This is a genomic window from Nocardia blacklockiae, assembly GCF_015477355.1.
Lineage (GTDB): Bacteria > Actinomycetota > Actinomycetes > Mycobacteriales > Mycobacteriaceae > Nocardia > Nocardia blacklockiae.
The window spans coordinates 23,713-37,556 of record NZ_JADLRJ010000020.1; the positions used below are offsets into that span (position 1 = coordinate 23,713).

Genomic DNA, 13,844 nt, shown 5'->3' on the forward strand with positions numbered 1-13,844 from the left:
GCACCGACTCCATGCAGACCGGGAAGTCCATAACGAATCGGTCGCTGCCGTCCGGAATAGCTGATAATGTTTGCCGTCGTCGGGCACTGGGACCGATTACGGTCCGGCCGGGCAGGATTTCGAAAATCGAAACCTACTGTCCGGTAAGCAACTTCGAGCTCGTCGGGCGGTCGTCGACGGCCCGACGATGTTCCGGTGCCGACACGAGCGTCATCCGGCCCTGGTGTCTGGTGGTCGGCGAGTTGAGGAAGGACGAGGCGGCCGGGCAGCCGGCAACAAGGGAACCTGATGAATCAATCTACCGCCGTGACGATTTCGTGGATCCTCGCTGCAGTTCTCATATTGGCCGTCGCGGCGGCGCTGTATGCGGCGTACTACGCCATGCACCAGCGCTCCCGCGCCGAGGCGGCCGAACAGGCACTGCGGGGACACGAGGACGAACTCGAACAGTTCACCACCAACACGATGCCCTACGTGGCGGACGCGGTGCGCCGGTCCGACGTGTCGGTGGAGATTCCGGTCGCCGGCGGGCAGTCCCGCCTCACGCAGCTACTGCGCGCACTCGGTGACCGCTACATCGGCGATCTGCGCCTGATGCAGGCCGAGGCCCGCGAGCGCGCCCGCCGCGAGGCCGAATACGAGGCGCAGCAGGCGGTCGCCCGGGCCGAGGCGAAGGCCCGCACCGACGTCGAGAACGCCGCGCGGGAGGCCACCAGCGCCGCGGTCCGCGCCTTCGGCACCTCGGTGGTCAGCCTGGGCGCCGACGTCAGCCAGGTCGTGAGCACCGCGCTGCGCGAGCACCGCGGCGACGACGTCTACGAGACCCTGACCCGGATCGACCACAGCGTCCAGCAGATGATCCGCCAGGCGCAGTCCTACGTGATCGTCTGTGGTGGTCTGCCCGGTCGGCGCTGGCCGCAGCAGGCGCTCACCGACGTGGTCGGCGGCGCGGTCGGCCGTGTTCGCGACTTCACCCGCGTGCGCCCGCACCAGCTCGACCGCGTGGTCATCAGCCGCGCCGTGGAGCCGCTGGTCCACACGCTGGCCACGCTGCTGGACAACGCGCTGCGCTACTCCCCGCCCACCTCGTTCGTCGACGTGACCTTCCAGGAAGGCCACCACGGAGTCACCGTGATCGTCGACGACGCCGGCGTGCGGATGAACGCGGAACAGATGGAAGAGGCCCGCCAGGTGCTGGCGGGCGAGCGCGTGGTCGACATCCACCAGCTCGGCCCCGCGCCCCGCGTGGGCTTCCCCGGTATCGCCGCGCTGGCCCGCCGCTACGGCTTCACCGTCTACATCGATGGCCCCAACACCTACGGCGGCATGCGCGCCATGGTGTACGTGCCCGAGGCGCTGCTCACCCCGCGCGAAACCGGCACGCCGGAGGCGAACACCAACGCCCCCACCGTCATCGCCGCGGCCCCCGAACCGGAATCGACCACCCCGTCGACCCGCCACGGGTTCGACCGGGAGCCGGTCGGTTCCGCGCCGGCGCCCGTCCGCATGACCGGGGGCGCACACACCGTGACGACGGAGGGATTGCGTACGGGCGGGACGGACGACACCCGGGCCGGCACCGCCTCGGGCCCGCGGCCTCTGACCACCACGAGCGGCGCACACGCCGCAGCGACGGATGATCAGTTTGTGACAGCAGCGAACGAGACCGAGGACGACTCCGAATCCGTATCGACCGTCCACGAAATCACCCCGGGGGGGCTGCCGCGTCGCCGGCGCCGGACCGTATCGGTGTCCGCGCTGTCGCGCAGCGGCCCCGATACCGACACCGAACTTCCCCGACCCGATATCGCCGCCGCATGGCAGAGCGGCACCCAGAGCGGCCGCACCTCAGCCGCGCACGAAAACACCGAAGGGATGACATCCTGATGGGCACACCCGGTACAGCCGTCAGCGACGGCAACAAACTGGCCTGGATGCTCGAGGACCTCAACGTTCCCGGCGTCCGGTTCGCCGTCCTGCTCTCCGACGACGGCCTGCGGATCGCGCAGGTCGGCGAGATCTCCGTCGACGACTCCGAGCGATTCGCGGCCGCCGCGTCGGGCCTGCGGTCCCTGGGCAAGGCACTCGGCGAATTCTGCGGCACGGCGAACTCGGTGCGGCAGAACATGACCGAGTACGACGACGGGATGATCTTCATCACCGCCGCCGGAGAAGGCGCGCTGATCGGCGTCTCCACCACCGCTCAGGTGGACGTCAGCCTCGTCGCGCATCGGATGAACGAGCTCGCGGCGCGGGTGGGCCGCGAACTCGGCAGCCTGCCGCGCACGCGGTAGCGGGCCATGGGAGCGCGCAGCGAGCGAACAGACGGCACAGCCCGGCGCCTGCTCGTGACGACGCCGAGCGCGAGCGAGGCGGTGAAATGAGCAGGCATCGGCGCGACCCAGACTTGGTCCGGGCATATGTGCGCACGGGTGGACGCTCGCGCGCGACCCGGGTGCTCGATCTCGTCACCCTGGTGGTCGTGGCGCAGGACCCGGCACCGGGCCTGAGCCCGGACGGCCGCCGGGTGATGAGCGTGTGCAGCCGACGCGGCGCACTGTCCATCGCCGAGATCGCCGCCTATCTCGATCTGCCACCCTCGGTGGTCAAGATCCTCGCATCCGACCTGTTGGACAGCGGTCATCTGGTCAATCCGGCACCGCCCGACCAGGTTCCGGAACTCGCCTTGCTGGAGGAGGTACTCAATGGGCTCCGCGCTCTCGCCGTCTGAGCGCCCGTCTGCCCTCACCGAACGAACCGTCGACTATGTGCCCGAAACCGTCACCCGGTCGGTCAAGCTGTTGGTGGCGGGGAATTTCGGCGTCGGCAAGACCACGTTCGTCAACAGCGTGTCGGAGATCCGGCCGCTGCGTACCGAGGAGACCATCACCGAGGCCAGCATCGGTGTGGACGACATGGCAGATCTCCCCGGCAAGGTGACCACCACCGTCGCCATGGATTTCGGCCGCATCACGCTGAACCCGCAACTGGCGCTGTACCTTTTCGGCACGCCGGGGCAGAAGCGCTTCCTACCGTTGTGGGAGGAGCTCGCCCGCGGCGCGCTGGGCGCGCTGGTGCTCGTCGACACCCGCCGCATCGATAAGGCCGACGAGGTGCTGAGCGTGCTCGAGGAGCGCGGGGTGCCGTACTCGGTCGCGGTCAACGAGTTCGAGGGCGCGAAGCGCTTCCCGCTGCACGAGATCCGCGAGGCGCTGGACCTGGAGCCCGACACCCCGCTGACCGCCCTGGACGCCCGGGATCGCGGGCCCTGTCTGCGCTCGCTGATCACGCTCGTCGAATTCCTGTTCCAACGTCTGGAATCGCGCGAGTGACAGGGCCGTCCACCCCCGCGCGGTCGTGTCCGGTCCGGCACGGATCGCCGATCGACACCGAGGGCGGCCCCCGGGTCCCGCTGCACGACCCCGCGTTCGCCGCGGACCCGCACGCCGCCTACCGGGACATGCGCCGCCGCTACGGGTCGCTGGTGCCGGTGGATCTCGCGCCGGGGGTGCCGGCCACGCTGGTGATCGGCTACCGCACCGCGGTGCGCATCCTCAACGATCCCGAGCACTTCCCCGCCGACCCGCGCCTGTGGCAGCAGTCGGCGCCGGCCGACTCCCCCATCATGCCGATGCTGGAGTGGCGGCCGAACGCGCTGCGCAGCGCGGGGGCCGAGCACGAGCGGTACCGCCAGGCCAACCTCGCGGCGATCGACGGGGTCGACCTGCACGCGCTGCACGCCGAGGTCGAGCGCATCGCGGTGCCCCTGATCAACTCGTTCTGCGAGACCGGTGAGGCGGAACTGATTCGGCAGTACGCCTTCCCGCTGGCCTTCGAGGTGCTCAACGTGATGCTGGGCTGCCCCGCCGAGATCGGGCAGCGCGTCGCGCAGGGCATGGCGATGATCTTCGAACTGGTCGAGGCCGAGCGCGGCAACGAGATCCTCACCCAGTCGCTGATCGAGCTGGTGGCCTACAAGCGGGCCCACCCGGGCGACGACGTCATCTCGCGGCTGCTGGCCCATCCGGTCGGCCTGGACGACACCGAGATGATCCACCAGCTGGTCACTCTCTACGGCGCGGGCATCGAGGCGCAGCAGAACCTCATCGTCAACACGCTGCTGCTGATGATGACCGACGACCGCTTCGCCGGGAGCCTGCTCGGCGGCAGCCTGTCCACCCGCGACGCGCTCGACGAGGTGCTGTTCACCGACCCGCCGATGGCCAACTACTGCATCACCTATCCGCGCCAGCCGATCCTCATCGACGACGTGTGGCTGCCCGCGCACCATCCGGTGATCATCAGCATGGCGGGGGCCAACAACGATCCCGCCGTCGGCGCCCGCGAATTCACCGACAACCGTTCGCATCTGGCGTGGAGCGTCGGGCCGCACGCCTGCCCCGCGCGCTCGGTCGCCTATCTGACCGTGCAGGACGCCATCGACCAGCTGCTCGACGCGCTGCCCGAACTGCGGCTGGCGGTGCCGCAGGACGAATTGACCTGGCGCCCCGGGCCTTTCCACCGCGCGCTCACGGGCCTGCCGGTCACCTTCCCGAAATCGCCGCCGCTGCGGGTGTAGTCGACGGCGCGCTACGCGCTGTGCAGTGCCGCCAGCAGGGTGGTCAGGATCGGCGAGGGCCGGATGTCGCTGCGCAGTACCGCCGACACCGGCACCCGCAGCGGACGGCCCGCCAGGCGCAGTCCCGCGATGCCCTCGGCCGGGGTGTCGGCGTAGAGGATGGTCCACGCGTCCGGCCGGTTGATCAGTTCCATGGTGGCGGTGTGGTCGGGCGGGATGGGCGGCCCGAAGGTGGGCCGCGTGGGTAGGTCCGCGAAGGCGTTGCGGATCACGTTGTGCAGCAGAACCTGTTCCTGTTCCGGGGGCAGGAGCAGCGGGTAGTTACCCAATTCCGTCAGCGTGACATCGTCCCGGCCGGCCAGCGGGTGGGCCGTCGAGACCGCGATCACGAGGTCCTCCACCCACAGTTTCTCGACCGTCAGACCGGGCTGATCGACCCGCCCGCGGATGAGAGCAAGATCACAATCGCCGTCCGCCACCGCGGCGATGCGCTGCCGGAATGGCTTGATCACGAACTCGATCTCGGCACCCGGATGCGCCTCGCGCGCACCGGCGATGGCCGACAGCGATCTTGTTGCGAAGGACATGTTCGCCGCCAGGCGAATTCGCGGCCCCGAGGACCGCACAGCTGCGCGAATGGCCGATTCGAGGCTCAGCATCTGCTTCGCAAGGGGAAGTAGCCGCGTCGTTGCGTCCGTAGGAACGACCGAGCGCGTGGAGCGTTCGAAGAGCTGCACACCGAGATCGTGTTCAAGCCGGGCGATCTGGTGACTGATAGCCGATTGCGATATGAAGCACCGCTGAGCCGCCCGGCTGAAGCTCAGTTCCTCGCAGACAGCGACGAAGTAGGACAGCTGCCGCAGTTCCATCGCGATCTCCATTCATGAACGATCAAGATAAGACTCATCTAAATTATGCGCCCTGACCCCTGGAACATCTGGATTCCGAATCACGGTTACTAATGACAGAAGGAGGCTGTCATGCAACACGTGGACGCGGGGATCGAAACCGCAGAGGTCGTCATCGTCGGCTCGGGCTTCGGCGGACTCGCCGCCGCGAAGCAGCTGAGCAAGTCGGGGGTCAACTACGTTCTCATCTCGAGCACGCCCGAGCACCTGTTCCAGCCGCTGCTGTACCAAGTAGCGACCGGTGTGCTGCCCAGCACGGACATCGCCCCGCCGATCGCGGGAATTCTGCACCGGCACAAGGGCGCCGACGTCCGGCTCGGCAAGGTCGTCGACATCGACGCGGCGGACGCCGTGCTCACCTACGAGACCGCGGCGGGGCCGCGCAAGATCCGCTACGGCTCGCTGATCGCGGCGACGGGCGCCAACCAGTCCTACTTCGGCCGCGACGATTTCGCGGCGAAGACGTACTCGCTCAAGACCATCGACGACGCCAAGCGGCTGCGCGCGCAGATCGAGCGCGTGTTCGCCGAGGCGGCTACGGCCGACCCGGATTCGCGGGAGCGGCTGCTGAGCTTCGTGGTGGTGGGCGCGGGCCCGACCGGCGTCGAGGTCGCGGGCCAGCTCAAGGAGCTCGCGAAACGGCACTACCACCAGGAGATCTCGGTCTCGCTGGTCGAGGGCGCGCCGGCCGTGCTGCCGCCCTTCGGCGGGAGCCTGTCGGAGTACGCGCGAGAGTCGCTGGCGCGCAACGGTGTCGAGGTGCTGCTGGACACGTTCGTCACCGATATCGAGGCGGGCAAGGTGACGGTCAAGACCAAGGACGGTGTCGAGCGCGGCATCGGCGCGGAGACCGTGGTGTGGTCGGCGGGCGTGCAGGCCGGCGGTTTCGCGCGGCTGCTGGCCGAGGCCACGGGCTGCGAGACCGATCGCGCCGGGCGGCTGCTGATCAATCCGGACTGCACCGTCGGCGGGCACGCCGACATCTACGCGATCGGCGACATGACCTCGCTCAACGGCTACCCCGGGCAGTCGCCGACGGCGATGCAGGAGGGCCGGCACGTCGCCGACATCATTCGCCGCAAGAAGCAACCCGGCACTCCGTTCGTCTACTGGGACAAGGGTTCCATGGCGGTCATCAGCCGGTTCAGCGCGGTCACCAAGCTCAACGACAAGGTGAAGTTCACCGGTTTCCTGGCCTGGATGACCTGGCTGGCGGTGCACCTGTTCTACCTGGTCGGGTTCCGCAACCGTTTCGTCGCGGTGGTGTCGTGGCTGGTGGCGTTCATCGGCACCGGCCGCCCCGGCTTCGCCGAGGACGAGAAGGCCACGCCCGCGGCGACTCCCGAGTCGAGGCCCCGGGCCGCCTGAGCGGCCCGCTCAGAGCTTGGCCAGTACCTTCTGCACCGTGAGCCAGGTGCGGGTGGTGATGTCCTTGCCGTACACGGTTTCCAGCCAGGCCATGTGGTTGGGCGTGGTGCTCGACATGTTGTCGATGACCGCGAGGACCGCCGCGGCCGCCTCGTCGTAGCCCACGATGCGCACCGCGGCGTCCAGTTCCGCCGGTGGCCGGGACGGGGCGCCCGCGGCGCGGTCCTTCAGGAAGGTCACCGTGAGGTAGGTGCCGCGGCCGTGCGTGAGGCCCGGGAACGGGTCGGAATCGACCAGGGCGCGCAACTCGTCGCGGCTGCGGATGAGGGTGCCGCCGCCGATGCCCAGTTCGGTGTTCAGCGCCTTCTGAATGCGCGATTCCAGTGCGGGAACGTCGGATTCGGCGCTCCCGAACACGACGTTGCCGCTCGTAAGCACCGAGCCGACACCCTCGAAGCCCAGCCCCTCGAACACGCCCCGCAACTTCTCGTTGCGCATGTTCGGGTTGCTGGGCATGATCCCGCGCAGCAGGGCGGCGTACCGGTTCATGGGCGAGACGCTACCCGCGGGCACCGACAGCCGCGGCGGGTCAGCCCGCCTGGTGCGCGCCCACGCCGTTCTTCTTGCGCTCGATGTCCTCCAGCGCCGCCAGGTATTTCGCGCGTTCCGCGGCCCCGGCCTCCCAGGCCTCCTTGCGGTTCTTGACCACCCGGGCGGGCGCGCCGACGGCGATGCCGTAGTCGGGGATGTCGCCCTTGACCACCGCGTGCGCCCCGAGCACGCAGCCGCGGCCGACCCGGGTCTCACGCAGCACGGTCACCTTGGCCGCGATCCAGGTGTCGGGGCCGATGCGCACCGGGCTCTTCACGATGCCCTGGTCCTTGATCGGCATCGTGATGTCGTCCATCCGGTGGTCGAAGTCGCAGATGTAGCACCAGTCGGCGACCAGCGTGGACTCGCCGATCTCGATGTCGAGGTAGGTGTTGACGACGTTGTCCTTGCCGAACACCACCTTGTCGCCGATGCGCAGCGAGCCCTCGTGGCAGCGGATGGCGTTGCCGTCGCCGATGTGCACCCACTTGCCGATCTCCATGCGGCTCAGCTCGGGCGTCGCGTGGATCTCCACCCGGCGGCCCAGGAACACCATGCCGCGCAGCACGATGTGCGGGTTGGTCAGCCGGAATTTGAACAGGCGGTAGTACCGCACCAGATACCACGGCGTGTAGGCGCGATTGGCGAGCACCCAGCGCAGCGATGCCATGGTCAGAAAGCGCGCCTGCTCCGGGTCCCGCCGGCGCGACCCCCGCCATCGCGAGCGCAGCGGTGCGCCCCACATGCTCGTCACGAACTTGCTCCCTAGGTCCCTCGGGCGACTGCGTCGTCCAGCCGTGTCGTCGTCGAGGTACCAGGGTACTTTCGCCCCGCCTCCGGGTGGCCGCTGCCCTCGCGGAATTCGCACCGGCGGACGCGCCGTCCGCCGGGTCACCCAGCCCGGTGGTAGCGGGGCCGATGTTCTAGTCTCGTGCAGGCCCGTACGAAGCAGATGGGAGTCCAGCAGGTGCGAAGCGGCAGCCGGCGATCCCCGCGCAGCGAGCACGACCGAGGGACAGTCACCGAACACGGCGCGCCAGCGCGCCGACCCGTGCGCGCCCGCGCGGCCCGGCGGATGGGCGCGGTGCTCGGCGCCTGCGGCCTGCTCGCGCTGACCGCGTGCGGCAGCACCACGCTGGACGACATCAAGGTGGGCCCGGGCAAGGGCTGGCCGGTGGCCTACCACGACGCCCGCAACAGCGGCGCCAGTCCCGTCACCGGGTCCCGGCATCTGGTCGCGAGCTGGACCAGGCCGCTGGGCGGCCCCGCGGCGACGCCCACCGTCATCGGGCCGGGCGGGCAGCTGTTCGTCACCACCCGGATCGCCACCGACTGCGTCGGCACCCCGGGCGCGACGGGCGCGATCTTCTCCTTCCAGATGCCGACCGGCCGCAAGCGGTTCTGCAATGCGATGGGGCCGGACGTGGCGGCCGCGGGCGCGGCGGTGGACGGGCTGGACAACGTCTACGTCGGCGACAACGGCGGCCTGTTCGCGTTCAACGCGCTCGGGCAGCCGCGCTGGCGGACCCCGGTCGCGGGCGTGCCGATCTCGGTGCAGTTCACCAGCGACGGCAACGTGCTCTCGGTGACCCAGTCCGGCCAGATCGATGTGATGGACCGGCAGACCGGGAACCTGGCCTCGGCCACGTTCCAGGTGCTCGGCGAGCCCGATCTCCTGCGTCAGCCCGAGCTGCCGCGGCCGCCGGACGGCCAGGGCGTCGGCGACTGCGCCGCGGGCGGGCCGCAGTGCCCGGTCGCGAATGTCTCGGCGCTGGAACAGAACTCCGGTCGCTTCTACGTCACCGTCCGCAAGCCGGGCGCGGCGAACGCGGCGCTGGTCGCGCTGCGCTACGCCGACCATCGGATCCAGCAGGAGTGGAGCGTCGACGTCCTCACCGACGGCAGCGCCACCAGCCCGACCCTCGCCGCCGACGGCGACACGGTCTACGCCGGCGACAACAGCGGCCGATTGCTGGCGATCGACGCGGCCGACGGGCACACCAAATGGACGCAGCCGCTGGGCTTCTCGCCGCAGGGCGCGGTCTCGGTGCGGGACGGCCTGCTGATCCCGGGCGGCGACGAAGGTCACCTGCTGGCGCTGCGCGACAAGGGCGACAATGCCGAGATCGCCTGGGAGCGCAAGGATCTGCACCTGCGCGGGCGGCCGGTGCAGACGGCCGGCGACACGGGCTACGCGGTCGCCCCGATCGGCGACGCGCTGAACCTGGTCACCTTCGACACCACCGACGGCAACACCCTGGCCTCCGCCCCGCTCCCGGGCGCACAGGGCACCACGGTCGGCACCGCCGTGAGCGCCAAGGGCGACGTGGTCGTGACGTCCCGCATCGGCGAACTGTTCGCGTTCAAGCCGGACGTGTAGGGCGCGGGCGTCGCGGCGGGGAAGTCAGCGGTGCCAGTGTGTCGGCCGAGTCAGCGCGCCGGTGGGGTCTCGCAGAGGAAGACCGTCGCGGTGCGGCCGATTCTGGTGATCACCAGGGTGAAGGGTTGGGCGCCACGGGGTTTGAGCCGGGCGCGCAGGGCGTCCGGGTCGAGATCCACGCCGCGGGTGAGGATTTCCAGCGGGCCGCAGTCGCGGCGGTGTAGTTCGGCGCGCAGTGGCTTCTCGCGGAAGTCGAAGCGGTCCAGGACGCGGAAACCGCGCACGCCCGCGGGGACGCTGTCGCCGGTCAGGTAGGCGATCCGGGGATCGAGTTGCCAGAGACCGTGTTTCGCGGCGTAGTGGCGCACCAGACCGGCGCGCACCACCGCGCCGTCCGGGTCGATGATCCACTCCCCGGGTGCGCGCTCGGGAATGTCGTCGGCTTCGGCGTCGGTGAGACTCCACCCGGACCCGTCGGACCTCAGCACCGTGGCCCGCCGCGTGATCCCGGGTTCGGTGAGCCCCGCCGACCACAGACACGCCTCCCGCACCGCCCCATCCAACGAGACGACCTCGACCTCTCCCTCCCAGACCATCCCGGAAGCAGCCGAACGCCCCGTCCCCGCCGCACCCGCGTCTCCCGTACCGGGTAGGCGGGGCACGGGATGTGCGGATGCGGAACCGCGGGGAGCGAAGCTGTCGAAATCCAAACCGGGAGCGCACTTTACGACCAGGTCGCGGCCGCGGTAGGCGTCGAGGAGGTCCGGCAACGGGGGTTGTAGCTTGGCGGGGTCGTGGGTGCGGCGGCCGTCGGCGCGGCGGGCCGGATCGGCGATCACGACGGTGCCGGTCGTGCACGGAATCAAGGCGTCGGCGCGGGCCAGCAGCACGTTGCCCGCCTCGGACAGGTTGTGGGCGGCCATGGCCAGCCGGACCTCGTCGAGGTCGCTGCCGATCACGGCCGGGCAGACCTCGTGCAGCGCAACCAGTTCCGCGCCGATCGAGCAGGTCACGTCGTGCACGGCCCGGCCCGCCAGCCGCCGGGCGCGATGGCGCGCCACCGCACTCGGCGTCGCCTGTTGCAGCGCGTCGTCGGTGTACAGCCACTCCCCCGGCCGATCGAGTTTGGCGGCCGCGCGCCGGCGCAGGCGCACGGTTTCCACCAGCGCCGCCGTCCGCTCGCCGTATTCGCGGTGCACCCGTTGCAGGTCACCGACCAGCGAGGCCGACGTCAGCGCGTGCCGGTCGACCGCGGCCAGCGCGAGAACCCCTGCGGCACTGCGCAAGTACTCGACATCGGCACGGGAGAAGCGATAGCCCACCGACTGCGAGCACTACTTCCCGGCGGCGGCGGGCTTCACGCCCGTGATCATGGCGTTGTAGAAGAAGCGGCGCGGGACCACGTGCTTGAGGACGCGCTCGTCGAGCCAGCTCAGCCCGAGCCAGGCCCGGTACTGCGCGATCCGGTAGCGCCAGGTGAGCTTCTCGGCGGGCACGGCGGCCTCGAAGGTGCGCACCGGCCAGCCCCACAGGGCGGCGGCGAACTCCTCGGTCTCCGCGTGCACCTGGGTCGCGCCGGCCGAGCGGGCGATCATCTCCAGTTGCGCGGGATCGAAGGTGTGCAGGTCGACCACGGCCTCCAGCGCGGCCGCCCGCGAGGACTCGTCGAGTTCCTCCTGCGGCCGCCGCCACTCGCTCAGGAACGGCAGCTTGGTGACCTCGGTGGTGACCTTCCAGGTGACCTGCCCGAGCTTGCGCGCGTACAGGTTGCCCACCGTCGTCGGCTCACCGGCGAAGACGAACCGTCCGCCCGGCTTGAGCACCCGCAGGCATTCCTTCAACGCCAGCTCCACGTCCGGAATGTGGTGCAGCACCGCGTGTCCGACGACGAGGTCGAAGGTGTCGTCCTCGTACGGGATGGTCTCGGCGTCGGCGACCCGCCCGTCCACCTCGAGGCCGAGGTGCTCGGCGTTGCGCAGCGCCACCTTCACCATGCCCGGGGACAGATCGGTGACCGAGCCGCGCTTCGCGACCCCGGCCTGCATCAGGTTCAGCAGGAAGAACCCGGTGCCGCAGCCGAGCTCGAGGGCCCGCTCGTAGGGCAGCGGCGCGTTCGGCGCGACGGCGTCGAAGCGGCCCCGGGCGTAGTCGATGCAACGCTCGTCGTAGGAGATCGACCACTTGTCGTCGTAGGTCTCCGCTTCCCAGTCGTGATACAGCACCTGGGCCAGCTTGTTGTCGGCAAGCGCCGCCTGGACCTCCGCCTCGGTGGCGTGCGGGTTCGGCGCGGGGTCGTCAGGACGTGCGGTCATGGTCCGCTAGCGTACTCGAGCGATCACGACGCGGAAATCAGCGGCCCACGAATTCGGCGGATCCCGGACCGGCCGCCGAATAAGAACGTGTTCCTATGCTGCGGTCTTCGGTCTCGAACAGCTCCGACCACTCGGTGCGGGCGCGATCGTGGCCGTGCGTACCGGCCTCGAAGACCCGCTTGGCCGCGGCCAGCGCCCGCGCGGGACCGGCGGTGAACTGCCGGGCCCAGGCCAGCGCGGCGGTGTAGACGTCGTCGGGGGCGACCACCTCGTCGACCAGGCCGAGCGCCGTCGCCTCCTCGGGTCCCACGAACCGGCCGGTGTACACCAGGTCCTTGGCGCGGGCGGGACCGATCAGCAGGCTCAACCGGCGGATGCCGGCGAGCGGGATCAGGCCCGCCCGGATCTGCGGGAGCCCGAGCTTCACGTTGTCGCCGATGATCCGCCGATCCGCGCCCAGGGCCAGTTCCAGCCCGGCGCCGAGGGCGTAGCCGCTGATCGCGGCGACCGTCGGCTGCGGCAGCCGGGCCAGGCAGCCGAGCGCGCGCTGCAGGTCGCCCGCCAGCGCCCCGGCCTGCTCGGCGGACAATCGCGCCAACTCGGCCAACTCGTCCCCGGCGCTGAACACGCGCTCGTCCCCGTAGACGACGACCGCCCGCACCCCGGGGTCCGCGGCGATCCGATCGGCGGCCGCGGCCAGTTCCAGCGCCGACTGCACGTCGATCAGGTTCAACGGCGGCCGCGCGAAGCGCAGCACGGCGACACCCGCCTCGGCGCGGTCCACGGTCACATATTCGGCCACGGGGCAGGAGCCTACTGGGCGGTCCTCAGTCCCGCCGCCGCGAGCCCTGCAGGCGGGCGGCGTCGGGCACGTCGGCGAAGTAGCGGTCGTTATCCGGGAACTCCAGCCGCGGCTTGCCGTCGCGGGTGCCCAGCACCGGCTGGATCGGCTCGATGACGGCCTCCACGGCGAGAATGTCGGCGGTGGAGGCGAATTCGCCGAGCGCCACGAGTTGCGACCAGGTCGGCGGCAGCAGCACGTCGCTGCCCGCCCGCCAGCGGTCCAGGGATTCGGCGGGGGTGCGCCAGGCCACCTCGTGCGCCTCGGAGGTCGCGCCGTCCGCGCGCTGGCCCGCCGGCAGCACCGCGACGAAGAAGCGGGTGTCGTAACGCCGTTCCTCCACCACCGGCGTCACCCAGTTGGCCCACGGCCGCAGCAGATCCGCGCGCAGCACCAGATTCGCGTCGGCGAGGAACGACCCCAGCGACAGCTCGCGGCGTTCGAGTTGCCCGCGCGCCGCGCGGTAGGCGGTGGTGTCGGAGACGACGGTGTCGGCGGTCGGTCCCGCCAGCAGCACCCCGCACTCCTCGAAGGTCTCGCGCACCGCGGCGCACACCAGCGCCTGGGCCCGCGCCGCGTCGGTCCCGAAGCGCCGGCCCCACCACGCCGGATCCGGTCCCGCCCAGGCGATTTCGGCCTGCGCGTCGGAGGGGTCCACACCGCCGCCGGGAAAGACCGTCATCCCGGCCGCGAACGCCATCGCCTGCACACGGCGCTGCATGAACACCTCGGGGCCGGTGGCCCCGTCACGCACCAGCATCACCGTGGACGCGTCCTTGACCGGCGGCGTCGAATCGGGCTCGGCAACAGTCTCGCTCACATCTCGCACCCTAACGCCCGCTTGGTGTCACCGCTCGCCGCGAGG

General features: G+C 70.4%; 14 protein-coding genes. 7 read left to right on the top strand and 7 right to left on the bottom strand.

Annotation, left to right across the window (positions count from 1 at the left end; all coding sequences use genetic code 11):
• Window positions 1-306: 306 nt before the first annotated feature.
• The 5 genes from IU476_RS33980 (at window position 307) to IU476_RS34000 (ending at window position 4,579) form a co-directional block, all read left to right on the top strand.
• Complete coding sequence (locus IU476_RS33980) at window positions 307-1,887, top strand: ATP-binding protein (RefSeq protein WP_438944101.1); 1,581 nt, start codon at window positions 307-309, stop codon at window positions 1,885-1,887.
• Window positions 1,887-2,294, top strand: coding sequence for a roadblock/LC7 domain-containing protein (locus IU476_RS33985; RefSeq protein WP_195106440.1), 408 nt, complete (start codon window positions 1,887-1,889; stop codon window positions 2,292-2,294). Before IU476_RS33980 ends, IU476_RS33985 begins: the two co-directional genes overlap by 1 nt.
• Before the next feature lie 86 nt (window positions 2,295-2,380).
• Window positions 2,381-2,731, top strand: coding sequence for a DUF742 domain-containing protein (locus tag IU476_RS33990; RefSeq protein WP_195106441.1), 351 nt, complete (start codon window positions 2,381-2,383; stop codon window positions 2,729-2,731).
• A 37-nt stretch (window positions 2,732-2,768) separates the two neighbouring features.
• Window positions 2,769-3,332: a GTP-binding protein gene (locus tag IU476_RS33995; RefSeq protein WP_324194546.1), complete on the top strand. Its 564-nt coding sequence runs from the start codon at window positions 2,769-2,771 to the stop codon at window positions 3,330-3,332.
• A complete protein-coding gene (locus IU476_RS34000) occupies window positions 3,329-4,579 on the top strand; it encodes a cytochrome P450 family protein (RefSeq protein ID WP_324194547.1) in 1,251 nt (416 codons plus the stop codon). Before IU476_RS33995 ends, IU476_RS34000 begins: the two co-directional genes overlap by 4 nt.
• A gap of 11 nt (window positions 4,580-4,590) precedes the next feature.
• Here the strand turns inward: IU476_RS34000 and IU476_RS34005 are convergent, their stop codons facing one another.
• Window positions 4,591-5,448: a LysR family transcriptional regulator gene (locus IU476_RS34005; protein WP_195106508.1), complete on the bottom strand. Its 858-nt coding sequence runs from the start codon at window positions 5,446-5,448 to the stop codon at window positions 4,591-4,593.
• Window positions 5,449-5,559: 111 nt separating this feature from the next.
• Between IU476_RS34005 and IU476_RS34010 the strand changes: the two genes are divergently transcribed.
• Window positions 5,560-6,855 (top strand): NAD(P)/FAD-dependent oxidoreductase, encoded by a 1,296-nt coding sequence (locus IU476_RS34010; protein ID WP_195106443.1) that lies wholly within the window; start codon window positions 5,560-5,562, stop codon window positions 6,853-6,855.
• Between the two features lie 9 nt (window positions 6,856-6,864).
• On the opposite strand, the gene IU476_RS34015 is transcribed toward IU476_RS34010, so the two are convergent.
• Entirely contained in the window at window positions 6,865-7,404 is a 540-nt protein-coding gene (locus IU476_RS34015) for a DUF1697 domain-containing protein (protein WP_195106444.1), read from the bottom strand.
• A 40-nt stretch (window positions 7,405-7,444) separates the two neighbouring features.
• Window positions 7,445-8,200 (bottom strand): acyltransferase, encoded by a 756-nt coding sequence (locus IU476_RS34020; protein WP_195106445.1) that lies wholly within the window; start codon window positions 8,198-8,200, stop codon window positions 7,445-7,447.
• A 297-nt stretch (window positions 8,201-8,497) separates the two neighbouring features.
• On the opposite strand from IU476_RS34020, the gene IU476_RS34025 reads away from it, so the two are divergent.
• Window positions 8,498-9,826, top strand: coding sequence for an outer membrane protein assembly factor BamB family protein (locus IU476_RS34025; RefSeq protein WP_324194548.1), 1,329 nt, complete (start codon window positions 8,498-8,500; stop codon window positions 9,824-9,826).
• A gap of 50 nt (window positions 9,827-9,876) precedes the next feature.
• Here the strand turns inward: IU476_RS34025 and IU476_RS34030 are convergent, their stop codons facing one another.
• Genes IU476_RS34030 through IU476_RS34045 form a run of 4 tightly spaced genes read right to left on the bottom strand, consistent with a single transcriptional unit; the run spans window position 9,877 to window position 13,739 of the window.
• Entirely contained in the window at window positions 9,877-11,148 is a 1,272-nt protein-coding gene (locus tag IU476_RS34030; protein ID WP_195106446.1) for a THUMP-like domain-containing protein, read from the bottom strand.
• Between the two features lie 12 nt (window positions 11,149-11,160).
• Window positions 11,161-12,138, bottom strand: a complete 978-nt coding sequence (locus IU476_RS34035; RefSeq protein WP_195106447.1) for a class I SAM-dependent methyltransferase — start codon at window positions 12,136-12,138, stop codon at window positions 11,161-11,163.
• A gap of 37 nt (window positions 12,139-12,175) precedes the next feature.
• Window positions 12,176-12,940: an enoyl-CoA hydratase-related protein gene (locus IU476_RS34040; protein ID WP_195106448.1), complete on the bottom strand. Its 765-nt coding sequence runs from the start codon at window positions 12,938-12,940 to the stop codon at window positions 12,176-12,178.
• A gap of 25 nt (window positions 12,941-12,965) precedes the next feature.
• Window positions 12,966-13,739 carry an NUDIX hydrolase gene (locus IU476_RS34045; RefSeq protein WP_228824771.1) on the bottom strand — a complete coding sequence of 258 codons (774 nt, stop codon included), beginning with the start codon at window positions 13,737-13,739 and terminating at the stop codon, window positions 12,966-12,968.
• Between the last annotated feature and the right edge of the window lie 105 nt (window positions 13,740-13,844).